Here is a 23,644-nt window from a genome sequence, read left to right on the forward strand (position 1 = left end):
CCACCGAACGCAAGGAAGAACTCGTGGCGGATACCTCCACCCGCACCGTTGAACGGGCACTGCTGCTGCTCGGCACGGTATGCGACCGCGGATCGGTAACCCTCGCCGATGCCGCCCGCGATGCCGGGCTCTCCGCGTCGACCGCGCTGCGGCTGCTGCGCACCCTTGAGGGCACCGGCTTTGTCCGCCGGGACGACGACGGCTACCGGCCCGGCATGCGCGTGGTCCAGCTCGGCGCGCAGGCGCTCTCGCACGAATCGCTCGTGTCGCTGGCGGAGGGAGCACTGGAACGGCTGGTCGACTCAACAGGGGAGTCCGCCTACCTCAATGTGCCCTCCCACGACGGCCATGGCATCTACCTGTCCGTCCGGGAGGGAACCCACTCCGTCCGCCACACCAGCTGGGTGGGCCGGAGCATTCCGCTGGATGGATCCGCCGCCGGCGCTGTCCTGAGCGGTGACACTCCCGGGGACGGCTTCGTGGTGGTCAGCAACGGAATCGAGCCCGATGTCACCGCAATCGCCGCACCTGTACTATCCGGCGGGCAGGTGGTGGCAGCGCTGAGCGTCGTTGTGCCCACCTACCGGATTACCGACGACGGCGCGCGCCGGATCGGACGCCAGGTCGCCGGCGAAGCTGCGGGCATCCTCACCGCCCGAACGGACACTGCCACGGACGGCACCGAATCCTCCCTTCCGAACGAGCCTTCAGGAGCACAGTCATGATCTTCACCCAGCACGACCCGTCACGCACCATCCGCGCACCGCGCGGCACCAAACTCACGGCGAAAAGCTGGCAGACGGAAGCACCCCTGCGGATGCTGATGAACAACCTCGACCCGGAGGTGGCAGAGCGGCCCGAAGACCTCGTCGTCTACGGCGGCACCGGCCGGGCGGCACGCAGCTGGGAAGCGTATGACGCCATTGTGGCCACCCTGAAGGATCTTGAGGACGACGAAACCCTCCTGGTGCAGTCGGGCAAACCGGTGGGCGTTTTCCGCACCAACCCGTGGGCGCCGCGGGTCCTCCTCGCCAACTCCAACCTCGTGGGGGACTGGGCCAGCTGGCCCGAGTTCCGGCGGCTGGAGGCCGAGGGGCTCATGATGTACGGGCAAATGACCGCCGGATCCTGGATCTACATCGGCACGCAGGGGATCCTGCAGGGAACCTATGAAACCTTCGCAGCGGTGGCCGAAGCGCGGTTCGGCGGGACCCTCGCGGGAACGCTCACGCTCACCGCGGGCTGCGGCGGCATGGGCGGCGCACAACCGCTGGCCGTCACGCTGAACGGCGGCGCGGTGCTGATCATCGACGTCAGCGAAACCCGCCTGCGCCGGCGGGCTGCCAAACGCTACCTCGACGTTGTCGCCGCCGATCTCGAGGATGGACTGCGGCAGGTGCTTGACGCCAAGCGCGAGAAGCGGGCGCTGTCTGTCGGCGTCGTCGGAAATGCTGCCGAGATGCTGCCGGCGCTGCTGGAGCGCCAGCGGAACGGTGAATTCGCCATCGACATCGTGACCGACCAGACCTCCGCGCACGACCCGCTGAGCTACCTGCCCGAGGGCCTCGGCGTCGACGAATGGGAGCGCGAGGCCTCCGGTGATCCGGACGGCTTCACAAAGAAGGCGCAGACCTCCATGGCCCGGCATGTGGAGGCGATGGTCGGGTTCCAGGACGCCGGCGCCACGGTCTTCGACTACGGCAACTCCATCCGCGATGAGGCACGCAAGGGCGGCTTTGAGCGGGCCTTCGAGTTCCCCGGCTTTGTTCCGGCCTACATCCGACCGCTTTTCTGCGAGGGGATGGGCCCCTTCCGCTGGGTGGCGCTCTCCGGAGACCCGGCCGACATCGCGGTCACCGATGCCGCGCTCAAGGAACTGTTTCCGGACAATAGGCACCTGCACCGCTGGCTGGACGCCGCCGGGGAGCTCGTCGAGTTCGAAGGCCTGCCGGCACGCATCTGCTGGCTCGGCTACGGCGACCGCGCGAAGGCGGGCCTGCTCTTCAACCGGCTCGTCGCCGAGGGCAAAGTCTCCGCGCCGCTGGTGATCGGCCGGGACCACCTCGACTCGGGGTCGGTTGCCTCGCCCTACCGGGAGACCGAATCCATGGCTGACGGCTCAGACGCGATAGCGGACTGGCCACTGCTGAACGCGATGCTCAACACCGCGTCGGGTGCAACGTGGGTGTCGATCCACCACGGCGGGGGTGTCGGCATCGGCCGTTCCATCCACGCCGGGCAGGTGTCGGTAGCGGATGGAACGGCGTTGGCAGCGGAGAAGCTGGAACGGCTCCTGACCAATGACCCGGGAACCGGCGTCATCCGCCATGTGGACGCGGGCTACGAGCGAGCCCGGGAGGTGGCCCGTGAGCGTGGAGTCCGTGTACCCATGGAGGGCTAACCAGGGTTCCGGGCCCGGAAGGTCAGGGGTTCTGCCAGAGGCCCATCACATTGCCCTCGGGATCGCGGAAGTAGGCGGCGAAGCCCATGTCGCCGACCGTCATTTTCTCGCCGACGGCGGACCCACCGAGGGATTCAACCTTCGCCAGCGCCTCCTCGATGTTCTCGACGTCAAGAGTGATGATCGGACCGGAGAGCGGGCCGTCGTCACGCTTGAACATGCCGCCGTTGATATAGCCCGGTTCCGTGGGACCCTGTTCTCCGGCAGGTCCGGTGCCCGCAGCGGTGTAGTCGAACTCGGGCATCTGCGACACCTCCCAACCGAACGCTTCGCGGTAGAACTCCCGGGCGCGATCGCCGTCGTCAAAAGGGATTTCGAAATGTACAACACGTCCGCCCACGATGAACTCCTCTGGTTTGATCGGATTGCAGGATGCTGGTGAGTCTAGGCCCGATCCATGAGCCTGCACAGGGGCGCACGTGGTGCATGTGGAAAACATTCGAAGACGGGAAGGGAAACCGATGGACAGCGTAAGCAGCCTGCTGGAATCAATCGAGGATGTCGGGCGGGATTCCGTCCGCGGCGGCTACTCCCGCCATGTTTTCTCCCCGGCTGAACTGGATCTGCGGTCCTGGTTTCAGCAGGAGGCCCACCGACGCGGCCTGGATGTCGAAACCGACCGAAACGGCATCCTCTGGGCCTGGTGGGACGTCGCCGGCGCTGACACGAACGACGGCGGCACCCGGGACGGCGCGCTCGTCACCGGCAGCCACCTCGACTCGGTGCCCGGGGGAGGTGCATTCGACGGTCCGCTCGGCGTCGCCTCGGCCCTTGCCGCGGTGGACCTCCTGAAGAAGCGGGGCGTCCAACCGCAGCGTGCGCTCGCCGTCGCAGTCTTTCCCGAGGAGGAAGGCTCCCGTTTCGGTGTGGCCTGCCTCGGCTCACGGCTGCTGACCGGTGCCATCGACGCTGATACTGCGCGGAACCTCAAGGATCCCGACGGCGTCACTTTCGCCGAGGCCGCACGCGCCAACGGGCTGGACCCCGCGCAGCTCGGCAGGGACGACGGCGCACTGCGCCGGATCGGCGACTTCGTGGAACTCCACGTCGAACAGGGCCGCGGACTCATCGACCTCGATTCCCCCATTGCCGTCGGCACCTCGATCATCGGCCACGGCCGCTGGAAACTGACTATCAGCGGGCAGGGCAACCACGCCGGAACCACTCTCATGGAGGACCGCGCGGACCCCATGGTTGCGGCCGCGCAGGTAGTTCTCGCCATCCGGAAGACGGCCGCGGCCACCCCGGAGGCCCGCGCGACGGTGGGCAGGCTCCAGCCGATCCCGGGCGGTACCAATGTGATCGCCTCCCGCGTTGACCTCTGGATCGACATCCGGCACCCGGACGACGCCACCACGGCCGCGCTGGTGGAATCGATTCACGGTCAGGCGCAAAAGGCGGCCGCATTCGAAGGGTGCACCGCCGCACTGACCCGGGAGTCCGTCAGCGGCACCGTGACCTTCGACGGCGAACTCCAGCGCCAGCTGCAGCTCGCCGTACCCGGTGCTCCCGGCCTGCCGACCGGTGCCGGGCACGACGCCGGCATCCTGGCAGCACACGTTCCCTCAGCCATGCTGTACGTGCGCAATCCGACCGGCATCAGCCATTCTCCGGAGGAACACGTCGAAGACGACGACGCCGACCATGGCGCAGTTGCGCTCGCCGACGCGCTGGAGCGGCTGCTGTGAAAGCACTCTGGTGCGAGCAGGCCTGGCTGGAGTCCGGGGAGATTGCGGCGGGCGTGCGGGCAGAGTTCGATGAGCGCGGCGTCGTCCGCAACGTCATCACAGGCACGGAACCCGGACCTGACGACCTGCGGCTGGACGGCGTCGTCTTCCCGGCTGCGGCGAATGCACACTCGCATGCTTTCCACCGGGTTCTCCGGGGGCGGACCCACACCGGTACGGGCACATTCTGGACGTGGCGCGAAGCAATGTACCGGGCGGCCGGTGTTCTCACCCCGGAGCTGTACGAGGAACTCGCCACTGCCGTCTACACCGAAATGGTCACCGCCGGCTGGACCAGCGTCGCCGAATTCCACTACGTGCACCACAGGCAGGATGGAACGGGGTACGGCAAGCCGCGTACCGAGCCGCCAACAAGTTCCCGGCCGCAAAAAAGATTTGAACTGCCAACAGAACCAGCGCGATTGCACGACGACGGCCCGCACGCCATGGAGCTGGCGCTCGCCCGCGCCGCGGTCACAGCCGGCATCCGGCTTACGCTGCTGGACACCTGCTATCTTTCCTCCGGCTTCGGTGCGCCGGTGCTGCCCGAACAGGCACGCTTCACTGACGGCAGTGCCGAAGCGTGGCTCACCCGGTGGCACTCCCTCCGCACCGCCATCACGGGCAGTTTCGATGCCTCCCAGGTATCCGTCGGCGCAGCCCTGCACTCCGTGCGCGCGGTCGATGAACCTGCACTCGCGCACATCGCACAACACCTTCCCGCAGATGTGCCCCTGCACATCCACCTTTCCGAGCAGCCCGCCGAGAACCGCGACTGCGTCGAGAGGACCGGAACCACACCGGCAGGGCTGCTGGCGAAGCATCACCTGCTCTCGGAACGGTTGACGGTGGTCCATGCCACGCACCTGACCGCCCAGGACGTCGAGCTCCTCGGCCAGGCGCGGGTTACCGTAGCGATGTGTCCCACCACGGAGGCGGATCTCGCCGACGGTATCGGCCCCGCACACGCTCTGCAGGATGCCGGTGCGGTGGTGGCTCTGGGCACCGACCAGCATGCCGTCGTCGACCCCTGGCTTGAAATGCGGGCCCTGGAACACGGCGAGCGGCTGGCCAGCGGGCGACGTGGACGGTTCTCGCCCGCTGAACTGGTGCGCGCGGCTGCCAGCGGCGGGGCACGTTCGCAGGGACGGCCGGCAGCCGGCCTGGCGCCGGGACGGGTCTGCGACCTGGTCGCACTCGACCCTCGAACTGCACGGACGGCCGGATCTTCCCCCGCCCAGCTCGTCCTGACGGCCACAGCGCAGGATGTCACCGCCGTCGTCGTCGGTGGGGAAGTGGTTGCCCGGAACGGGCACCACACGCGGCTGGGGGATCCGGGCACGCTGCTCGCCGCGGCGATCGCACGGATGGATGCGGCGGCAGCACCGAGCAACGCACCACCGAGCAACGCACCACCGGGGAACGCAACAAGGGAGAAGGCAGACTCATGACGGGCGCTACTACGGTCATCACCGGCATCGGCGAGCTCATGACGCAGGACGCCGAGCAGCGGGTGCTGAAGGATGCGGCGATTGTGTTCGAGGGTGAGCGGATCGCCTGGCTCGGGCCCGCCGGGAACGCTCCTGCCGCTGATACCCGGTACGACGCCGGTGGACGCGCCTGCCTGCCCGGTTGGGTGGACAGCCACACGCACCTGGTTTTCGCCGGCGATCGGACCGCCGAATTCGAAGCTCGCATGGCGGGGCAGTCCTACGCGGCGGGTGGAATCTCCGTGACGGTGGATGCAACTCGGCGCGCGTCGGACGAGGAACTCGGCGCGCTCGTCGCGCAGCGGGTGGCCGTTGCCGCAGCCGGCGGAACCACCTACCTCGAGACGAAGACCGGCTACGGCCTCGATGTCGAGGAAGAAGCCCGCAGCGCACGGATCGCTGCCGCAACAGCTGACGAGGTGACTTTCCTTGGTGCGCACCTGGTTCCGCAGGGGTGGAGTGCCGACGACTACGTTCGAACCGTCACCGGCCCCATGCTCAGCGCCGTCCGGCCCCACGTGCAGTGGGCTGATGTGTTCTGTGAAACCGGCGCGTTCACACCCGACCAGAGCCGGGAAGTGCTCCGCGCGTGCCGGGATGCGGGTCTGGGACTCCGGGTCCACGGCAACCAGCTGGGACCGGGGGAGGGTGTGCGGCTTGCTGTGGAGGAGGCAGCGGCCAGCGTCGATCACGTGAACTACCTGACGTCGTCGGACCTTGATGCGCTTGCCGGTTCGTGGTCCGGCTGGGAGGGTGATTCCGGTAGTCGGGGGACGGTGGCAACATGCCTGCCCGCGTGCGATCTGTCCACACGGCAACCCCTCGCGCCCGCCCGTCAGCTTCTCGATGCCGGTGTACCCATCGCGCTTGCCTCGAACTGCAACCCCGGAACGTCCTACACCACGTCCATGGCGTTCTGCGTGGCCACGGCCGTGCTGCAGATGGGACTGACGGTTGCCGAAGCCGTCCGTGCGGCAACCTACGGCGGTGCGCTTGCCCTCCACCGCGAGCAGACAACCGACGACGGTGGCCGGCTGGCCGTGGGTTCGCTCGCAGTCGGACACCGGGCTGACCTGCAGCTGCTGGACGCACCGTCAGCGACCCATCTCGCCTACCGTCCGGGGATGCACCTGACGCATGCCGTGTGGCGCGACGGCCAGCGGGTCCGTTGAGTTTTTGTCGCCTAGCTGCTGTTTTACGATGCTCGGAACAGCAAGTAGGCGACAAAAACTACCCGGGGAACCGTTTTTGTACGCTTTGGCAAGCACCGAAGCGTACGGCACCATGAAGGCATGCCAACCGCCAAAACCAGCCAGCCGTCGTCGTTGTCGTCAACCGCCGGCAGGAAACGCCTCAAAGCGGAGATCCTGATTGTCCTTGGCCTGTCCCTGGGCCAGGCTGGGGTCTACGCCGTGGTGGAGCTGATCGACAAGCTGACCCGCGCGCCCCTGTCCGCCCAGACCACCCGGCTCAATCCGGTTCTGGACGACCGGCAGTACTTCGACCTCACCTACCAATTGCTGAACATCTTTTTTGCGCTGGTTCCCGTGGTGCTTGTGCTCTTCCTGCTCACCGAGCCGGGTAAGTCGGCGTTCCGCCGCATCGGCTTCACCTTCAGCAAGCCGAAGGTCGACTTTGGCCTGGGTGTGGGGCTCGCCGCGGTGATCGGTGTGGGAACACTAGGGGTGTACGCCGCAGGCCGGGCGTTGGGACTCACCACTGCGATCATCCCGACGGCGCTTGACACCTACTGGTGGACGCTGCCGGTACTGGTGCTTTCGGCCGTCCGCCATGCGGTGCTCGAAGAGGTGATTGTGGTGGGCTACCTTTTTGAGCGGCTCCGGGAACTGGGCTGGTCGGTTCCGGTGATCATTGTGGTTTCGGCGCTCCTGCGCGGGAGCTACCACCTGTACCAGGGGATCGGCCCGTTCATCGGCAACGTAATCATGGGCCTTATCTTCGGCTACGCCTACACGCGTACCAAGCGGGTGATGCCGCTGGTCATAGCCCACGCGCTGCTCGATATTGCCGGCTTTGTGGGCTTCGCGATCTTCGGCCCGGCCATCGGCATTGGGAACTAGCGCCGCGATCGGCGTCGTGAGCTAGCCGCATCGGGACCTAGCGCTGCGACCGGTTTCGGGAGCCTGCGAACCAGTCCCGCGAAAGTCCCGCACTAGATCCGGACTGCACCCTTCGGCGTTTCGAACGCTACTGACATGATGCCGGGCGTGCCGTTGGGAGCGATCCACTCGACGTCGACGTCATCCAGGGGGTGGCTGACGGGAGTGCCGAGCCATTCCGTGACGCGTTCAGCGGACCCGGCGATGGTCAGTGCGCTGAGGCGCGCTGACGCGGCCCGAGCGTGGGACGGGTGAAGGGATTCCGTGCCGTCGTCCCAGCGAATCATGTAGGGGACCTGGGGGTCAGCGATGAGGCCCTTGATGCCGATCTGCTGCCAGGTCAGCTCCTGCCCGTCGGGGAACTTGCGGTTCCCGGGAACGGCACTGCGGCCAAGGCGATCCTCGAACGGTGCGAGGTCATCAACGGCAACACACCAGCCCATCCAGCCGCCGCCTGCCTCGGACCGTGCCCGCACAGCCTGGCCGAACGGAGCCTTGTCCGATGCGGGATGGTCGAGGACTTCGACGACCTCGAGGTACTGGCCATTGACCAACGGGACAATCATGTTGCGGGTACCAAACCGCGGGTGTACTCCACCCTTGACGAATTCAACACCGAGGGCGTCGGCAATCCGTTCCGCAGTAGCAGTCAGACCGTCGGGTTCGCAGGCATAAGACACATGATCCAGGCGCATGGCCCCATTTTGGCACTTTGTGATGGACGCCTCGACTAAGGGTTACCTAAGTCACATTCAGGTGGCGGGTGCCACAAGCAAAACCCAAGGTCAGAGCCGGATAGTTGCTTCTGACAGGTAGCCCGGTTCCGAGACCGCCGGAGCTTCCTGCCCGGGACGCCCACTGGGCCTCCCCCTTGAGTGGGGCCGACCGTTTTCCCATAGACGAGAGCGGCCCCACTCAAGCATCTTTGGCGGTGCCGGCCATCGTGAGCGCCGGCCTTCGGGCGCCGGGTCATCGTTTCGCCGCCCGCCCTCGTGAGCGCCGGCCGACTTTCACCGCACGTCACAATAGTTGCTCTCACCCGGGCTGGTCGGGTTTGCTTGAACGAGGTAACGAGTGACAGTGCGGCGGGTTCTGCCCGCCATCAGCCCCGGCTTGCTGTCCGGCAACCCTCCCTCGCGGCGGGGTGCCCCGGGTGACGACCAGGCCCTGCACGCAGTGTGCAGGAGCAAGCGCGATTCAGTAAGGCGGCAGGGTTTTGACAGGCATCACCACAGCGGTTCCGCAGCCGGAAGCGGAGATTGTTGACGGCGTCGTCGTGCAGCGGCTCCGGATCGGCCCGCTGGCGCTGGAAACGGGCGGGAATCTGCCTGACGTCGTCCTTGCCTACGAGACATGGGGCACGCTCAATGCCGATGCCTCCAACGCGGTGCTCATCGAGCACGCGCTCACCGGCAGTTCGCATGTAGCGCGCGGTGAGTCCGCCGAGGATGGTTGGTGGGACGGGCTGGTGGGTCCGGGCAGGACAATCGACACGGACCGCTACTTTGTGGTGTCCATCAATATGCTGGGCGGCTGTTACGGGTCCACGGGGCCGGCATCGCTTGACCCAAATGGGCTGCCGTGGGGTTCACGGTTCCCCTTTGTCACCATCCGCGATTCCGTCCGCGCCGAGGCCCTGCTCGCAGACCTGCTCGGCATTTCCTCCTGGCACTCGGTGCTGGGCGGGTCGATGGGAGGCGCGCGGGCGCTGGAGTGGGCCGTCACTTATCCCCGGCGGGTGCAGCGGTGCGCTGTCATTGCGTGCGGGGCGGCGAGCACGGCGGAGCAGATCGCCTTCGCGCAGACGCAGGTGCAGGCCATCCGCCTCGATCCGCGGTTCACCGGGGGCGACTACTACGGAAGCGCCGGTCCCGAGGATGGGCTGGGCCTTGCCCGGCGCATCGCGCACATCACGTACCGTTCGGAGGCTGAACTCGTGCACCGGTTCGGCCGGGCAGCGCAAGGTGTGGAGGAGCCATTCGGTTCTGCGGTGCCGGGCGGGCGCGGCCGGTACCAGGTGGAGAGCTACCTGGATCATCAGGCGGAAAAGCTGGTCCGCCGGTTCGATGCCAACAGCTACGTCATCCTCACCGAAGCGTTGATGAGCCACGACGTTGCCCGTGACCGTGGCAGTCTCAGCTCTGCGCTCGCTGACACCACGGCCGAGTTCTTTATCGCCGCTGTGGATTCCGACCGCCTCTACTGGCCGCGTCAGTCCGCTGAACTGGCGTCCGCGCTACCCGGGAACGTTGCCGTCCACACCATTGCCTCACCCATCGGCCATGATGCGTTCCTCACGGAGATCGCGCAGCTCGAGCCCGCGCTGGTGGCAGCGTTTTATAGCAACGTTCCAAGCAACACCGACGACGGCGGTGTCCAGGAGACCGCCTCAGAGTCGCGGTTGCGCGCCGGCTAGCGCGGCTTGGAGCCCGGCGGGCTTTCTCCCGCGCCAGGCGGGGCGCTTCCTTGAGCGGTCGCTATCGGCTGGCCTACGGTGAGGACCATGTACCTGGAGAACCTTGTCTTCGATGCAGTTGACCCACAGCGGCTCGGCCGGTTCTGGGAGGCTGTCGTCGGCGGTGAGCGGCTCACAGACGAATTAGACGGCTTCGAAACCCGGCTCACCATCGAGGGTGGACCGGTGCTGGATCTGTGCTTCCAGCGCGTGCCGGATGCGTCACATCTTCCCCCGCGGCTTCACCTTGACCTTCCGGGCGGCAGCCGCCAAAAAGAGGAGGTCGACCGGTTAATCGGGCTGGGGGCACGACACCTCGACATAGGACAGGGAACTGTTCCCTGGGTGGTGCTTGCTGATCCGGAGGGCAATCCATGTTGCGTGATGGATGACAGGGCGGTGTATTCGGAATCCGGACCTATCGCGTCGCTGCCTCTCGATTCCTCCGACCCGGACAGGGATGCGGCGTTCTGGTCCTGGCTGACGGGGTGGACACAGGTGGACGGGGCGCCACGAATCCTGCGCCATCCATCAATGCGTGGCCCCCTTTTTGAGCTGTGTCCTGAACCGGAGCCGAAAGGTCAGGAGAAGAACCGGATGCATCTCGACGTCCGGCTTGAGGCTGGAGATTCTTTCGATGAAATTGCGACGGGCATCGCCGAGCGCGGCGGTAGCGAGATCCGGCCGGACTGGGGTGAACTGCCGTGGAGGATCTTCAGCGACCCGTCGGGCAACGAGCTGTGCGTGCTGCCGGCGGGTTCGTGATGGACCGGTGCAGTAATGCAGGTTCAGGACGGAGGCGTTCTATTGCGATTACCGCCGATCCTTTGAGAGTGGGCGCCGATGGCACACTTTGGTCCCGGCAGTAGGTTCAATCCGAGAATGTCGGTGGTGGGTGATTGACTGTTTTGTATGGGAATTGGGGTTGGTGAGTCGCTTGAGGACACCTTTCGGGTGAGTCTTGAGGATGGCTATGCTCAGGCGGATGCGACGTGGCCTGACGACCTGTTGGAGCAGGCCGTTTTTGGTGAGGCGTCGGAGTTGGATGATTCCGGTGTTGATGATCATGCCCGGGCGCGTATTGAGGATGCTTCCCCGGTGGGGTTGGTGTACCGGTTGGAGGAGGGGACGTCGCCGCACGCCCGGGAGGCGGCGTTGGGTGGGCAGGGCCGTGGTTTGGCTGAGACGTTGGATTTGTTGCGGGTGGCTGACCGGTTGGGGGCGTGGGTCGCTGCCCGGCAGGCGTCGCTGACCGCTGAGGTGTTTCATCAGGTCCACCTTTCGGAGATTTATGACACTGGGGTCCGTGCCGCTGAGATCCGGCGCACGGAAGCAGCTGCCGCCGAAGCCGCCGAAGCTGGTGCTGGTGCTTCCGGGGCGCCGGGTGCTGATGTTCTTGGCCATGCTGCGGGTGTTGCCGCTCGTGCGGCGGTGGCGGGTCGGGTGGATGCAGGGTTTTCGTTTATGGTGGCGGTGCAGGAGATCGCGCCGTTGTTGCGGGTGCCGGGGAGGACGGCGTCGCGGTTACTCGGTGATGCGTTACGGCTGACGGAGGATCTCCCGGCGACGTGGGAGGCCCTTGATACGGGCCGGATCAGTGCTGTGCAGGCGCAGGTGATTGTGGATGAGTCGGGGTGTATCCCGGCGGGGGCGGTTGCCGGGTTCGAGGAGACGGTGTTGGGAAGCGCTGGCGGGTTGACCCGTCCGAAGTTGACTCGGCGGTGTCGGCGGTTGCGGGAGGAACTGCACCCGGAATCGATCACTGTGCGTAAGGTCCGGGCGGTGAGGGATCGGGAGGTTCTGGTGCAGGCGGAGCAGGACGGTATGGCCTGGTTGAACGCGTATCTTCCCGCGGAGCAGGCGCACGGTATTTTCAACCGGGTGGACGCCGCGGCCCGGTCGTTGCAGGGCCCGGACGAGTCCCGTACTTTGGCGCAGTTGCGTGCAGATGTGTTCGCTGACGTGCTGACCCACACCTGCACTGGGGACCCGAAACGGGGTACCGGTTTCCGTGGGATTGGAGCCACGGTGTTTGTCACCGTGCCGGTGATGACTCTCCTGGGCCACTCACGCACCGACTGGCAGAAGAAACCCGAAGACACCACGGCAACCAGCACCGCCGCTGGAGCCGCTGCCGGACCGGTCACCGCCCCGAATGTCGCCGTCCCGGACGTTGCGGGTTGTGAGAGCGGCCTGTTGGAAGGATATGGTCCCATCGATCCGGAAACGGCCCGGAACCTCGCCGGACACGCACCGAGTTTCACCCGGATCCTCGTCCACCCCGAGACGGGGGCGGTGCTCAGTGTCGGCAGGGACAGATACCGGCCGCCGAAGCACTTGCAGGACTGGGTGCGGATCACCAATCCGACGTGTATTCATCCGGGGTGTAACCGGTCGTCGTGGTCCTGCGAAATCGACCACATCACCCCGTGGGCACACGGCGGACAAACGTCGCTGGAAAACCTCGGGCCCCGGTGCGAACTCCACCACATGCTCAAAACCGAAGGCATCTGGCCCGCCGGCACAGACGACAACGGAAACCACCACGTCACCTCACCCGGCGGGAAAACCTACACCATCCCACCCGAACCACCACCACCCTTTTAGCCAGGAGGGAAAGGAAAGGGAGGGGAAGGACGTAGGTCCCCTCCGGGAAGGGGGACAACAGGAGCGGGTTCCGCCGTGCCACTATGGAGCAATGACAAATTTCTCCTCGACTGACGGCTCTGCTGCGCCTTCCCCTGCCTCCGGCTCCCAGTCCGGCCCAGGAACAGGTACAGGCACAACCCAGCCCAGCACTGCACCGACTGTTGTCTGGTCGAAGCCTGAGGGCGAGCGCCAAGGCTCGCCTCTTCTGGTACTGCTGCACGGGCACATGGCCAACGAGGAAGACCTCATGGGCATTCTCGACTTTCTGCCCGACGAGTTCACCGTGGCATCTGTCCGTGCTCCGGTAGCCATGGGAGCAGGTTTCACCTGGTTCCCCTTGATGCAGGATGCCGCCTACTCGGTCGACAAGGTGACTGCTGCCGTCCAGGACGTTCTTGACTGGGTCGACTCAATCAAGCAGCCCCACTCGAGCGTCACCCTGCTCGGCTTCTCGATGGGGATGGCGGTCGCGAGCTCCATGCTGCGTGCCCGCCCCACGGACTATGCGGCCGTCGTCGGGCTTTCCGGCTTTGTTGTGCCGACCGACGGCAGCACGTTCTTCCACGACAGCGCACTCGAGACGAACCCCGTGCCGTTCTTCTGGGGCCGTGACCAGGAAGACCCGGTCATCCCTGCCGACCGGATCGAGTTCACCCACGGCTGGCTGAACCGGCACACCAAGATGACGAAGGTGCTCTACGCGGGCATGTACCACAGCATCAACGCACAGGAACTGGGACACGTCCGGGAATTTCTGCAGATGGTCGTTCCTGGTGTCAGCCGGAAACCACTGTCACGGTAACGCCGTTCACCGTGACGGAATCTCTGGGGCGGGACCACATCGGCGGTCTGCCCGATGCAGCCGCACGTCCGCGGGTCAGACTCCCGCGTGTGAATAAAGAAACGCTCTGGGACGCGGGAAAACGTGCGGACCCCAACAGGTCAGCAGCCTACATCCGGCGTTTCGAGCAGCTCATTTCCGAGGGCGCGGACATGCACGGGGAAGCACGGTGCATTGACGCAATGGCTCCCCGAAATGCACGCATTCTCGACGCCGGTTGCGGGCCGGGCCGGGTTGGCGGAAGCCGGAAGCCCGAGATATCAGCTGCGCCGAATGATAGAGGTTAACCGCTGTCAATTGGCAGGACCGCTATCGCCAGAGGCACGAGCCGCCGGGCTTACCCCTGCACCACTGTCACGGTGACGCCGTTCACCGTTACGGAATCGCCGGGGTGAAGCTGGCGTCCCCGGCGATCCTCGATCTCACCGTTGACTTTCACCAAGCCATTTTCGATCATTTCCTTGGCCTCCACACCGTCCTCGGCGAGGTTGGCAAGCTTGATCAACTGGCCCAGCCGGATCATCGAATCGCGGATAGGCACTTCAGTGTCGGCGCCGGTCTCATCGTTTCTGCTCATAGTTACATCATGCCCGGTCACATCATGTCCGCCGGAGATGAGCGCTACGTTCACAGCAGTGCCCTAGGGTTTAACGGGTGTCTCACGCCCGCCATCTTCCCGCCGTCGTCGGCCTTCCATTGGCAATAGCCTCCGGCGTAGCCATTCCACTTCAGAGCAGGATCAACGGCGCGCTGGGACAAACGCTCGACGACGGACTTGCAGCCGCGCTCATCAGCTTCGGTACCGGCCTGGTCCTGATGATCCTGATTTCGCTGCTGCTGCCACGTGGACGGGCAGGGCTCGGGCAACTGATCCCGGCGGTGCGCGAACGGCGGTTCCCCCGCATCTATCTGGCCGCAGGGACCATCGGCGCGTTATTCGTCTTCTCGCAGGCACTCACCATCTCAGTCCTGGGAGTTGCACTCTTCACAGTTGCCGCCGTCATGGGCCAGACGCTGAGCGGACTGGCCGTGGACAGGCTGGGGATCGGACCCGGCGGGCGGCGCGCGATCACAGGCATGCGGGTGATCGGCGTGCTGCTCACGGTGGCAGCAGTCATCTGGGCCGTCTCGCCGCGCCTCGGCGGAACAGGGACGACGGCGGCACTCATCCTGCCGCTCCTGCTTCCCATCACGGCCGGTATCCTGGTGAGCTTCCAGCAGGCCATGAACGGAACCGCCGCCGTCCAGTACGGCACACCCATCACCGCGACGCTGATGAACTTCATCGCCGGATCGGTTGTGCTCCTCGTCGCCTGGCTGGTGAAGCTGATCGTCGCTGGACCGCCCGAAGCGCTGCCGGACGAGTGGTGGTATTACCTGGGCGGACCGATGGGGTGCATCTTCATCGGTATCGGCGCCCTCCTGGTGCGATCCCTCGGCGTGCTGCTCACCGGCCTTGGAATGATCGCCGGCCAACTGCTGGGTTCGCTGGCACTGGACCTTGCCCTTCCAACGCCGGGCACCGTCGTCGTCTTCGCCACCGTGGCAGGGCCGATTCTGGCCCTGGGCGCCATCATCCTGACCACGCTGCCGTGGGACCGGCGTCTGATGCGACGCTGATCGCGCGCAAAGAAGAGGCGGGCCGGAACCACCTGAATGAAGTGGTCCCGACCCGCCCTTGGCTAGCCTCGGATGTTACCGGTCGGCCAGCTCGTGATCGTGGTCGTGCTCCGGGTGGAGACCGCCGCCGCTTTCGGTGCCGCCGCCCAGCGGGTTGCCTTCGAAGCCGCCCTTCTGCTTGAAGTTGCCCTTCACGTTGTCTCCAACGCCGTTCACCGCCGTTGTGTTCATGGCGTAGGTGAGGGTCAGGTGCGCAATCGCGTCGCTCATCTGGTCCAGCGACTCAACGCTGACGTTGCTCAGGTCATCACATTCCGCGTGGTAGCAGGCATCGTAGGGTGCGCCTGCGACGCCACCGAACAGCGCTGCCTGCTCCTCGGTCTTGATGCCTTCGGCCCCGGTGAAGAGCCCGCCTGCGGGAATGCCCTCTGCAATGAAGGGTCCGTAATCACTACGGCCACTGAACGCTGTTTCGCCTGAGGGCAGTCCCTCTGCTGCGAAGTAGTCGTGGAAGTCCTGCTCGATCTGGCCGGACCCCTCAGGCCCCTCAGCTGCGCCAGGACCCACCGGGAAAGCCGAGTTGTCACCGTCGTACACGAAACGGCCAAAGTTCGAGGAGCCGATCATGTCGAAGTTCAGGTACAGCCCGACCCTGTCCAGTTCGCCCGATGCCGCGAGGTCTGCGACGTAGTGCTCCGCGCCGAGGAGTCCCTGTTCCTCTGCACCCCACCAGGCAAAGCGGACCTTATTGGCAGTCTTGACCTTCTGCATCGACTCTGCGACTGCGAGGATTGCAGCGCTACCTGTGCCGTTGTCATTGATGCCCGCACCGGCCACCACACTGTCGAGGTGGGCGCCCACCATCACCACATTGTCGGCGTCGCCGGACGCGGTTTCCGCAAGCACGTTGTAGGTCGGCCGGTTCTCGGAGATCGTGTCCACCACCACCGTGCCCGTGACGTTCTCGCCGATCAGGCCGACGCCCACGTCGTAGCTCGCTCCCAGGACCGGAATTCCGATCCCCGGAGCCCCGAGGGTCCCGTTGATGGGACCGGTGCTGCCGGCCAGTCCGGTGTTGAAGATGACGACGGCGGTGGCCCCGGCTGCTTCTGCGTTGCTGGCCTTCTGCGCGAAAGGACAACTGCCCCGCTGAACCAGCGCAATCGATCCGGCTGCGAAACCGTCGAAGTCCGCGGCTTCACACCCGCTGGTATTGGTAGCGCTGACAGTGCCCGTGGTGTCGACAGTGGTGATCGTGCCCACTGCGTTTCCCGCTCCCGAGTAGGTCATGGTCGCGAAGGAATCCGCGGCGTAGACCTGTGAATCAGGGCTGGTCTGGGTGAGAACCGAGGGGCTCAGCTGCTGGAAGTACGGAAAGGTGAATTCCTGCACAACGGGGGAGTACCCGGCAGCCTGGAGCTTCCCGACCACGTACGCCACCGAGTCGTCATACCCCTGGGTTCCGGATGCCCTGGTGCCGCCATTGGCATCGGCTATCGCGTCCAGGGCGTCGAGATGACCGACCACCCGATCAACCGAAACGGCGGAGCGGAGTTTTTCTGACGTGTTGTTGTTGCTGTTCTCGTGGGTTGGTCCGGCGGTGGCCGCCAGTCCTCCCGAGGCAACGAGTGCAAGTCCACCAGCGAATGCAAGTGATGCTCGCCCAAAATGGGCGCGCTTAAGTAGAGCGTTTGGGATCACCGTTGTTCCTTCTGTCGCAAAGGCGTGCCTACGATTGCAGACACTCAAACCCCTGTGACGCGGATCACGCCACAGGGGTGCGTTCAATCTATGGACAGTTCTCCCACCGCGTCAAGGGGCCTGACCGGCAGGTGGATCGCCGGTAGAAAACCGCTGTCGAGGCGCGTAGGGTCGGAGATCCCGGAACGGGTGAATAGTTCTACGCAGAGGAGATTCTCATGGGACTGAGCAACATCATCAGAAGTATTGCCGGCCGGTCTGGTGGCAGGGGAGGCGCCGGAACAACCAGGCGTACCCCGCGGACCGGGGGAATGGCGACGGGCAGGGGCGGAACCGGCAGAACCGGCTCAGGCGGAGTCGGCGGAATGATCCGCAGCATCCTCAACCGGCGGTAGTCAGGAAGCAGTTTTCACTACGAGGACGTCGCAGGGTGCGTTGTGTACAACGCTCCAGGCGACGCTTCCCAGCACCCTGCCCAAACCTTTGATCCCCACATTGCCGACCACAAGCAGCTGAGCGCCGGAACGCTCAGCCTCCTCCATCAGGACATCCTGGGGTTTGCCCCGACCTGCCGCAGTGCGGACCGTCAGCCCCGGGTGCTCTCCGCGCAATTTGGCTGCAACCTTTTCTGCCATCTCCAGCGCACGCTCGGCGTCGTCCAACACCCAGGTTTCACTGCCGATCTTGACGATCTCCGTGTTGCCGGTGATATGCGCGCTCAATACGACCAGTTCGGTTCCCAGCCCCTGTGCGAGCGCCGCCGCCCGTGATGCCGCCTTGTAAGCGGTTTCGCTGCCATCGACTCCGACAACTACATTCCCTGCCATGCTGTTCCTCCTTGAACGGTGAATCCCGGGCGGTTCCCGCGCCGGACCTTCAGCAATGACCTTAGCGCCAGCAAGCGGGCAGGCGCGTTTCGGTAGGCTAAGGTGGTACCTTCGCCCGCCCGGTGCGGCACCGCAGTTCGCGTTTGATTCCGTCTGCTGGCCCGTTCCGCACGGCACATCGACGACCGCACCCAGCGGCCTGTCCAAACATGTAGAGGATGGCATTCATCGTGGCCAAGCAGGTTTCCGCCCTGGACCCAATCATTTCCCTCGCCAAGCGGCGTGGCTTCGTCTTCCAGGCCGGTGAAATCTACGGCGGTTCCCGGTCCGCGTGGGACTACGGTCCCCTCGGCGCCGAGCTGAAGGAAAACATCAAGCGCCAGTGGTGGCAGTCCATGGTCCGTGGACGCGAGGACGTCGTCGGCCTGGACTCCTCGGTCATCCTTCCCCGCCAGGTATGGGAAGCATCCGGCCATGTCGAGGTGTTCTCAGACCCCCTGGTCGAGTGCCTCTCCTGCCACAAACGCTACCGGGCTGACCACCTTGAGGAAGAGTACGAGGAGAAGAAGGGCCGGCCCGCGGAAAACGGCCTGGCGGACATCGCCTGCGCCAACTGCGGTACCCGCGGCCAGTGGACGGAACCACAGGAGTTCTCCGGCCTGCTGAAAACCTTCCTCGGACCTGTTGCCAACGAGGAAGGCATGCACTACCTGCGGCCCGAGACCGCGCAGGGCATCTTCGTGAACTTCAACAATGTGCTGACCACGTCCCGGAAGAAACCGCCGTTCGGCATCGGCCAGATCGGCAAGAGCTTCCGCAACGAGATCACGCCCGGAAACTTCATCTTCCGCACCCGCGAGTTCGAGCAGATGGAGATGGAGTTCTTCGTCGAGCCGGGTACCGATGAGAAGTGGCACGAATACTGGATCAAGGAACGGTTCGACTGGTACACGGGCCTGGGCATCAACCCGGACAACCTGCGCCTCTTCGTCCACCCGCAGGAGAAGCTGAGCCATTACTCCAAGGGCACCACGGACATCGAGTACCGCTTCGGATTCTCCGGCTCCGAGTGGGGTGAGCTTGAGGGCGTCGCCAACCGCACCGACTTTGATCTCTCCACGCACTCGAAGCACTCCGGCACCGAGCTGAGCTACTTCAACCAGGCCACCAACGAGCGGTTCACCCCCTACGTCATCGAGCCTGCCGCCGGGCTGACCCGCTCCTTCATGGCGTTCCTCGTGGACTCCTACGCAGAGGACGAAGCACCCAACGCGAAGGGCGGCGTGGACAAGCGCACCGTCCTCAAGCTCGATCCGCGGTTGGCCCCGGTGAAGGCAGCCGTGCTTCCGCTCAGCCGCAACGAGGACCTCTCGCCGAAGGCGAAGGATCTGGGTGCTCAGCTGCGGAAGAGCTGGAACATCGACTTCGACGACGCCGGCGCGATTGGCCGCCGCTACCGCCGCCAGGATGAGATCGGCACGCCGTTCTGCATCACCGTGGACTTCGACACGCTCGAAGACCAGGCGGTCACCATCCGTGAACGCGACACCATGGCACAGGAACGGGTTTCCTTCGACAAGGTAGAGGGCTATCTGGCGCAGCGGTTGGTGGGCGCGTAAGTGGCAATTCAGTACCGCCCCTGGCACGACGGCGACGACCTCGAACTCCTGCAGGTGTGGGGAGGCCCGCCGAATCCGCAGGCGGAGCAGTCCCGGGCACTGTTCCGGCCGTCGTCGGATTCCCCGTGGCTGCGCTGCATCGTCGCAGAAGATTCGATGGACGGTGTGGCCGTGCCGGTCGCGGCCGCTTATGTCTTTGAGCCGAAGCTGCACGATCAGCGGCTGTGGGCCTACGTTGAAGTCAGCCAGGCCCACCGGGGATCGGGTATTGCCGCCACGCTCCTGGGGATGCTCCGCCACGAAGCCGGCTCATCGCCGTCGGGCGTCTCCAGACTGCGTGCAAAGGTGGTGCCCGGATCTGACGGCGCTGCCTTCGCAGCGGCGGCAGGCTTTCGGGAGATCCAGCGCTCGCGAATTATTGAAGTTGCTCCCGGCGCGCTTGCCGTACCGAATTTCGACGACGACGACGGCCCCCAGCTCGAGGAAGCGGCCACCGGCTCAGTTGAGCTCACCAGGGCGGTGACCGATTGGTACAACGCGGTTCATGCGTGGGACCCGGCGGACATGACGCTGGGCCAGGCGCAGCAGTTCCTGCTCGCTGACACGGCGGGTGCCGGCGGCGCGGTGGTCCTGCGGGACAAGCCCAAGAGCGCCGGCGGTGTCATTGCGGCCTTCGCATTGAGCTACACACAGAGTCGGACGGATGCCCCGGCTGACGTGCTCATCGGGTATGACACCACGCTGCGGCCCAGCGAGCAGAGCGCTGCCGTCGCGTCGCTGCTCGCGATGCTGGTGTATCAGTACCCGGTGCAGGTGGAGGTCGATGACTCCATGACCGCACTGGTTGAGGTGCTGGATCCGCTGCTTGCCACCGGTGCCGCAAGGGTCGTGGCGGAAACGCGGGTTGTCAGCGACTGACTTCGAGCCCAGCCTGCGCCCGCCCCAAGGTCACCCGCGGCGGTAGCGACCGGCAGCGGCGTCCCGGGCATCCGCTGCAGCACGCTCGGCCTCGGTCAGCGCGCCCCCGCCGAGATGGGCAGGCTGCCACCATGCGCCCGGTGGCGGCACCAGCGGAAAATCGACGATCCCGCGATCAATGCCGTCCTGCAGCTCGGCCTGCAGCTGTTCCGTTTCGAGGGCTATGTCAGCGTCCTGGGTATGCCTGATCGGTTCGCTGATGTGCACGCGGATCGGTGCACGCCAGGCCCGCCGGAGAGAGAACGCGTGCCCCCGGGTCATCAGCCGGTGCGCTCCCCAGACCGAAACGGGAATGAGTGGCACGTCGGCTTCGGCGGCAAGCCGTACCGCGCCCGTCTTGAGCTCGCGCACCGTGAAGCTTCGGCTCACACCGGCCTCGGGAAGGATGGCGATGTACTCGCCGGCGCGGAGCTTCTCAAGCGCACCCTCGTAGGCGGCGGCGCCTGCGCTGCGGTCGACGATCACGTGCCCGCAGGCGGCAATGGCCGGCCCTGCAAACCAGTGCGACGCCGCAGCCTTGGTGATCAGGAACTTCAGTTGGGCGCGGGTGTGCTTCCACAGCACAAGCTCGGCAAACGCAAAGTCAAGGTATCCGAAATGGGTGACGGCGAACACCGCTCCCTCTCCGGGCGCGGGTGCTCGTGACACCCCCGTGCCTGCGTGTCCGGGAGGCAGATTGAATGCACCGCTGACCACAACGCGCATCCGGAAGATCCACCGGAGCAGCAGCCCGCTGTGCACCAGGAGACGGTAGAACCTGACACTTTGCCTCGGAACCCACGCCATCGCTCAGGCGCCCCGCCTCGAACGGGGGTAAGGGGATAACAGGTTCACAGCGTGACGCCGAGCGGCGAGGTTTCGGCGAGCAGATCCGCAGCGCGTCGGAGGTACTTCGCGTCCACCGGTGCGCCGGTGTCGCGGGAAAAGCTTGTCAGCAGGTAGGACGCACTGAGTTCGTGCCACACCGGAAGCTTGGTGAACATGAAGTGTCCTGCACCGGCCAGGGTGACGTACCGGACGTCGTCGGCAATGTGCTGAATCCGCTGCGCATATCTCAGCGACTGCCGCGGCGACGTCCAGCGGTCGGCGGCGCCATGGATAATGAGCACACTCCGCCCCGCCACCTGCTGCAGCGGCGTTGTGCTGTCCAGCCACGGTGCCAGCGCCACGACGGCCCGGACCTGCGGATCATCCGCCGCGCACAGGGCTGTCAGGCCGCCCATCGAGTGGCCCAACAGGTAGACAGGCTTGCCGGGGTGACGTTCGCGGATCTGCTTCAGCGCCCACCTTGCATCGTGCAGCGCAGACATATGCTCGCCGTTCCAGCCGCGCACCCGGTTTCGCAGGCTCCAGGTCTCAAGGCCGGCTGGAGACCCCCAGGAATGCAGCAGACGGGCAAATGGGATCATCCGTGCCGGACTCAGGTGCCGTGACCGCACCGGCTCGAAGCTGTTCGAGCGCCCACCGTGCAGCACCAGCACAACGCCGCGGACAGCGCCGGCCGCCGGCCGGACCGTCACTTCCGGCGCGTGCGCCATCGAACCGGCCGGATCCTGCTCGGCTTCACTGAACCGTTCCTTCACCATGCACCTTCCATTCAGTTCTGATCCGGATTTTACTCAGGCCGTGCGCTGCCTCCCGGCCCCCGGCCCGCCCTCTGCGTAGAATCCTCGGGGGATCACGCAGGAGAACGCCGGTTTCCATCCTGCCAGTAGTACACCGACAGCAAGGGACGATGAGTGGGCCACAGCCATATCCATCCTTCGGACGGGGCCGCTCCTGAACTCAACCCTGAGCAGGACGCTGCCCTGGCAAGAACGCGCCGACGGGCAAATTTTCTCCTCGCAGCGATTCTCGTTCCGCTTGGCGTCATCACGCTCGTGGCACTGATGATGCTGTGGCCAAGCGCCGACCGGTCCGGCATCACGGTTGCCGATCCGCTCGCCACCGCGCCCGGCACCTCGATGGATGTGGGCACGGTCCAGCGTGTTGTCCTGGAGGACTGCCCGTCCTCCCAGCCAACCGTCGACGCCGGCGGTGAGGCGCAGCAGTGCCTGGTCGCCTACACGCAGCCTGACGCCGGCGGCTCCGCCGTTCCGGTGGAGCTCAACCCCGAAATCGCCCGTTCCGGACAGCTGGAACCGGGCGATTCCATCCGTTACCTCAATCTCGAGGGAGTCATCAGCGGCGCAGGCACTCCGTACATTTTCGTGGATTTCGTGCGCACCCTCCCGGTGGCAGCGCTCGCGGTGCTGTACGCCGTCGTCGTTGTCTCTGTTGCCCGGTGGCGCGGGCTGCGGGCGATCATCGGGCTGGTCGGCGCGCTCTTTGTTCTGGCACAGTTCATGCTGCCGGGGCTGGTCGAGGGCAAGCCGCCGCTGCTGCTCGGGTTGGTGGGCTCGGTGGTCATCATGTTCGGCGTCCTCTACTTTGCGCACGGATTCTCGGCCCGAACCTCGACGGCGCTGCTCGGGACGATCTTCGGGCTCGCGATCACCGTGCTGCTGGCAGCATGGGCCACGGGCACCGCGAATCTCACCGGAGTAGGCAATGACAGTTCAACTACCCTGATCACTGCAGCGCCGGAGGTCTCGCTCTCCGGAATCATCCTCTGCGGACTGATCATCTCGGGGCTCGGTGTGCTCAACGATGTGACCATCACGCAGTCCTCGGCGGTCTGGGAGCTCTACGAGCTGGCGCCTGGAACGTCCACCCGGCGGCTGTTTGCAGGCGCCATGCGGATTGGCCGGGACCATATTGCTTCCACGGTCTACACCATTGCTTTTGCGTACGCCGGTGCGGCCCTTCCGCTGCTGATCCTGGTGTCGCTGCAGGACAGTTCGCTGGTCACCGCCCTGACAAGTGGTGAGCTTGTCGAGGAGGTGGTTCGTACCCTGGTCGGCTCGATCGGGCTGGTTCTCGCCATTCCGGTCACCACGCTGGTTGCCGTGCTGGTGGTCAAGGCGGTCGGTCAGGGGACCGGACCAGCCAGTTCCACAACCCAGCACGACGACGCACTCACCCCTGCCGCGCTCGCCGCCGAGGAGGTGCGGGACTCACAAGCCGCGGAAGCACACGCCGGGCAGGTTCCGGCGGGCACGCTGCCGAGCCGCCGGGAGTTGCGCGGGCAGAGGCAGGGCTGATGCCCCTCGATTT

General features: G+C 65.6%; 22 protein-coding genes and 1 riboswitch. Of the genes, 15 read left to right on the forward strand and 7 right to left on the reverse strand.

Features of this window, described 5'->3' with window-relative positions:
* Positions 1-23: 23 nt before the first annotated feature.
* Both JOD47_RS13985 and hutU read left to right on the forward strand, forming a co-directional pair.
* The gene (locus tag JOD47_RS13985; protein WP_204535121.1) at positions 24-725 is read left to right on the forward strand and encodes an IclR family transcriptional regulator; all 702 of its coding nucleotides are present in this window, start codon (positions 24-26) and stop codon (positions 723-725) included.
* Positions 722-2,401 (forward strand): urocanate hydratase, encoded by a 1,680-nt coding sequence (gene hutU / locus JOD47_RS13990; protein ID WP_204535123.1) that lies wholly within the window; start codon positions 722-724, stop codon positions 2,399-2,401. Before JOD47_RS13985 ends, hutU begins: the two co-directional genes overlap by 4 nt.
* 22 nt (positions 2,402-2,423) lie before the next feature.
* Here the strand turns inward: hutU and JOD47_RS13995 are convergent, their stop codons facing one another.
* Positions 2,424-2,801 (reverse strand): VOC family protein, encoded by a 378-nt coding sequence (locus JOD47_RS13995; RefSeq protein WP_204535125.1) that lies wholly within the window; start codon positions 2,799-2,801, stop codon positions 2,424-2,426.
* A 121-nt stretch (positions 2,802-2,922) separates the two neighbouring features.
* Here JOD47_RS13995 and JOD47_RS14000 point away from each other — a divergent pair, with 121 nt between their 5' ends.
* From JOD47_RS14000 to JOD47_RS14015, 4 genes are all read left to right on the forward strand, one after another.
* Positions 2,923-4,149, forward strand: a complete 1,227-nt coding sequence (locus JOD47_RS14000; protein ID WP_204535127.1) for an allantoate amidohydrolase — start codon at positions 2,923-2,925, stop codon at positions 4,147-4,149.
* Positions 4,146-5,639, forward strand: coding sequence for an amidohydrolase family protein (locus tag JOD47_RS14005; protein ID WP_204535129.1), 1,494 nt, complete (start codon positions 4,146-4,148; stop codon positions 5,637-5,639). The genes JOD47_RS14000 and JOD47_RS14005 overlap by 4 nt, the downstream gene beginning before the upstream one ends.
* The gene (hutI, locus tag JOD47_RS14010; RefSeq protein WP_204535131.1) at positions 5,636-6,850 is read left to right on the forward strand and encodes an imidazolonepropionase; all 1,215 of its coding nucleotides are present in this window, start codon (positions 5,636-5,638) and stop codon (positions 6,848-6,850) included. The genes JOD47_RS14005 and hutI overlap by 4 nt, the downstream gene beginning before the upstream one ends.
* Before the next feature lie 120 nt (positions 6,851-6,970).
* Positions 6,971-7,759 carry a CPBP family intramembrane glutamic endopeptidase gene (locus JOD47_RS14015; RefSeq protein WP_204535133.1) on the forward strand — a complete coding sequence of 263 codons (789 nt, stop codon included), beginning with the start codon at positions 6,971-6,973 and terminating at the stop codon, positions 7,757-7,759.
* Positions 7,760-7,851: 92 nt separating this feature from the next.
* On the opposite strand, the gene JOD47_RS14020 is transcribed toward JOD47_RS14015, so the two are convergent.
* Positions 7,852-8,493 (reverse strand): VOC family protein, encoded by a 642-nt coding sequence (locus JOD47_RS14020; protein ID WP_204535135.1) that lies wholly within the window; start codon positions 8,491-8,493, stop codon positions 7,852-7,854.
* A gap of 371 nt (positions 8,494-8,864) precedes the next feature.
* Positions 8,865-8,997: riboswitch (SAM riboswitch) on the forward strand.
* Between the two features lie 17 nt (positions 8,998-9,014).
* On the opposite strand from JOD47_RS14020, the gene metX reads away from it, so the two are divergent.
* The 4 genes from metX (at position 9,015) to JOD47_RS14040 (ending at position 13,704) form a co-directional block, all read left to right on the forward strand.
* Positions 9,015-10,214, forward strand: a complete 1,200-nt coding sequence (metX, locus tag JOD47_RS14025; protein WP_204535137.1) for a homoserine O-acetyltransferase MetX — start codon at positions 9,015-9,017, stop codon at positions 10,212-10,214.
* A gap of 87 nt (positions 10,215-10,301) precedes the next feature.
* Complete coding sequence (locus JOD47_RS14030; RefSeq protein ID WP_204535139.1) at positions 10,302-11,018, forward strand: VOC family protein; 717 nt, start codon at positions 10,302-10,304, stop codon at positions 11,016-11,018.
* A gap of 147 nt (positions 11,019-11,165) precedes the next feature.
* The gene (locus tag JOD47_RS14035) at positions 11,166-12,860 is read left to right on the forward strand and encodes an HNH endonuclease signature motif containing protein (protein WP_204535141.1); all 1,695 of its coding nucleotides are present in this window, start codon (positions 11,166-11,168) and stop codon (positions 12,858-12,860) included.
* 91 nt (positions 12,861-12,951) lie between these two features.
* Complete coding sequence (locus JOD47_RS14040; protein ID WP_204535143.1) at positions 12,952-13,704, forward strand: alpha/beta hydrolase; 753 nt, start codon at positions 12,952-12,954, stop codon at positions 13,702-13,704.
* 376 nt (positions 13,705-14,080) lie between these two features.
* Here the strand turns inward: JOD47_RS14040 and JOD47_RS14045 are convergent, their stop codons facing one another.
* Complete coding sequence (locus tag JOD47_RS14045; protein ID WP_204535145.1) at positions 14,081-14,320, reverse strand: RNA-binding S4 domain-containing protein; 240 nt, start codon at positions 14,318-14,320, stop codon at positions 14,081-14,083.
* A gap of 77 nt (positions 14,321-14,397) precedes the next feature.
* Here JOD47_RS14045 and JOD47_RS14050 point away from each other — a divergent pair, with 77 nt between their 5' ends.
* A complete protein-coding gene (locus JOD47_RS14050) occupies positions 14,398-15,363 on the forward strand; it encodes a DMT family transporter (protein ID WP_204535148.1) in 966 nt (321 codons plus the stop codon).
* 75 nt (positions 15,364-15,438) lie between these two features.
* Here JOD47_RS14050 and JOD47_RS14055 read toward each other — a convergent pair whose 3' ends face one another.
* Positions 15,439-17,064 (reverse strand): M28 family peptidase, encoded by a 1,626-nt coding sequence (locus tag JOD47_RS14055; RefSeq protein WP_204535150.1) that lies wholly within the window; start codon positions 17,062-17,064, stop codon positions 15,439-15,441.
* Between the two features lie 218 nt (positions 17,065-17,282).
* On the opposite strand from JOD47_RS14055, the gene JOD47_RS14060 reads away from it, so the two are divergent.
* Positions 17,283-17,459, forward strand: coding sequence for a hypothetical protein (locus tag JOD47_RS14060; protein WP_204535152.1), 177 nt, complete (start codon positions 17,283-17,285; stop codon positions 17,457-17,459).
* Here the strand turns inward: JOD47_RS14060 and JOD47_RS14065 are convergent, their stop codons facing one another.
* Positions 17,460-17,891: a universal stress protein gene (locus JOD47_RS14065; protein ID WP_204535154.1), complete on the reverse strand. Its 432-nt coding sequence runs from the start codon at positions 17,889-17,891 to the stop codon at positions 17,460-17,462. It abuts the gene before it with no gap.
* Between the two features lie 227 nt (positions 17,892-18,118).
* Here JOD47_RS14065 and JOD47_RS14070 point away from each other — a divergent pair, with 227 nt between their 5' ends.
* Complete coding sequence (locus JOD47_RS14070) at positions 18,119-19,510, forward strand: glycine--tRNA ligase (RefSeq protein ID WP_204536750.1); 1,392 nt, start codon at positions 18,119-18,121, stop codon at positions 19,508-19,510.
* Positions 19,511-20,428: a GNAT family N-acetyltransferase gene (locus JOD47_RS14075; RefSeq protein ID WP_204535156.1), complete on the forward strand. Its 918-nt coding sequence runs from the start codon at positions 19,511-19,513 to the stop codon at positions 20,426-20,428.
* Positions 20,429-20,458: 30 nt separating this feature from the next.
* Here JOD47_RS14075 and JOD47_RS14080 read toward each other — a convergent pair whose 3' ends face one another.
* Together JOD47_RS14080 and JOD47_RS14085 are read right to left on the reverse strand one after the other, a co-directional pair.
* Positions 20,459-21,229 (reverse strand): lysophospholipid acyltransferase family protein, encoded by a 771-nt coding sequence (locus JOD47_RS14080; protein WP_307836302.1) that lies wholly within the window; start codon positions 21,227-21,229, stop codon positions 20,459-20,461.
* A gap of 89 nt (positions 21,230-21,318) precedes the next feature.
* Positions 21,319-22,074 (reverse strand): alpha/beta hydrolase, encoded by a 756-nt coding sequence (locus JOD47_RS14085; RefSeq protein WP_204535160.1) that lies wholly within the window; start codon positions 22,072-22,074, stop codon positions 21,319-21,321.
* Between the two features lie 153 nt (positions 22,075-22,227).
* On the opposite strand from JOD47_RS14085, the gene JOD47_RS14090 reads away from it, so the two are divergent.
* Positions 22,228-23,631, forward strand: coding sequence for a YibE/F family protein (locus JOD47_RS14090; RefSeq protein WP_372432822.1), 1,404 nt, complete (start codon positions 22,228-22,230; stop codon positions 23,629-23,631).
* Positions 23,632-23,644: the final 13 nt, after the last annotated feature.

This window comes from Arthrobacter tumbae (assembly GCF_016907495.1).
In the GTDB taxonomy this organism is placed as follows: Bacteria; Actinomycetota; Actinomycetes; order Actinomycetales; family Micrococcaceae; genus Arthrobacter_D; species Arthrobacter_D tumbae.

What these genes read in the sequence shown, in the direction of transcription:
- JOD47_RS14000 (WP_204535127.1), top strand. Translation starts at nt 2,923, where the DNA reads ATGGACAGCGTAAGCAGCCTGCTGGAATCAATCGAGGATGTCGGGCGG.
- JOD47_RS14065 (WP_204535154.1), bottom strand. Translation starts at nt 17,891, where the DNA reads ATGGCAGGGAATGTAGTTGTCGGAGTCGATGGCAGCGAAACCGCTTAC.
- JOD47_RS14035 (WP_204535141.1), top strand. Translation starts at nt 11,166, where the DNA reads ATGGGAATTGGGGTTGGTGAGTCGCTTGAGGACACCTTTCGGGTGAGT.
- JOD47_RS14030 (WP_204535139.1), top strand. Translation starts at nt 10,302, where the DNA reads ATGTACCTGGAGAACCTTGTCTTCGATGCAGTTGACCCACAGCGGCTC.
- hutI (WP_204535131.1), top strand. Translation starts at nt 5,636, where the DNA reads ATGACGGGCGCTACTACGGTCATCACCGGCATCGGCGAGCTCATGACG.
- JOD47_RS14085 (WP_204535160.1), bottom strand. Translation starts at nt 22,074, where the DNA reads ATGGTGAAGGAACGGTTCAGTGAAGCCGAGCAGGATCCGGCCGGTTCG.
- JOD47_RS14060 (WP_204535152.1), top strand. Translation starts at nt 17,283, where the DNA reads ATGGGACTGAGCAACATCATCAGAAGTATTGCCGGCCGGTCTGGTGGC.
- JOD47_RS14020 (WP_204535135.1), bottom strand. Translation starts at nt 8,493, where the DNA reads ATGCGCCTGGATCATGTGTCTTATGCCTGCGAACCCGACGGTCTGACT.
- JOD47_RS14040 (WP_204535143.1), top strand. Translation starts at nt 12,952, where the DNA reads ATGACAAATTTCTCCTCGACTGACGGCTCTGCTGCGCCTTCCCCTGCC.
- JOD47_RS14015 (WP_204535133.1), top strand. Translation starts at nt 6,971, where the DNA reads ATGCCAACCGCCAAAACCAGCCAGCCGTCGTCGTTGTCGTCAACCGCC.
- JOD47_RS14045 (WP_204535145.1), bottom strand. Translation starts at nt 14,320, where the DNA reads ATGAGCAGAAACGATGAGACCGGCGCCGACACTGAAGTGCCTATCCGC.
- hutU (WP_204535123.1), top strand. Translation starts at nt 722, where the DNA reads ATGATCTTCACCCAGCACGACCCGTCACGCACCATCCGCGCACCGCGC.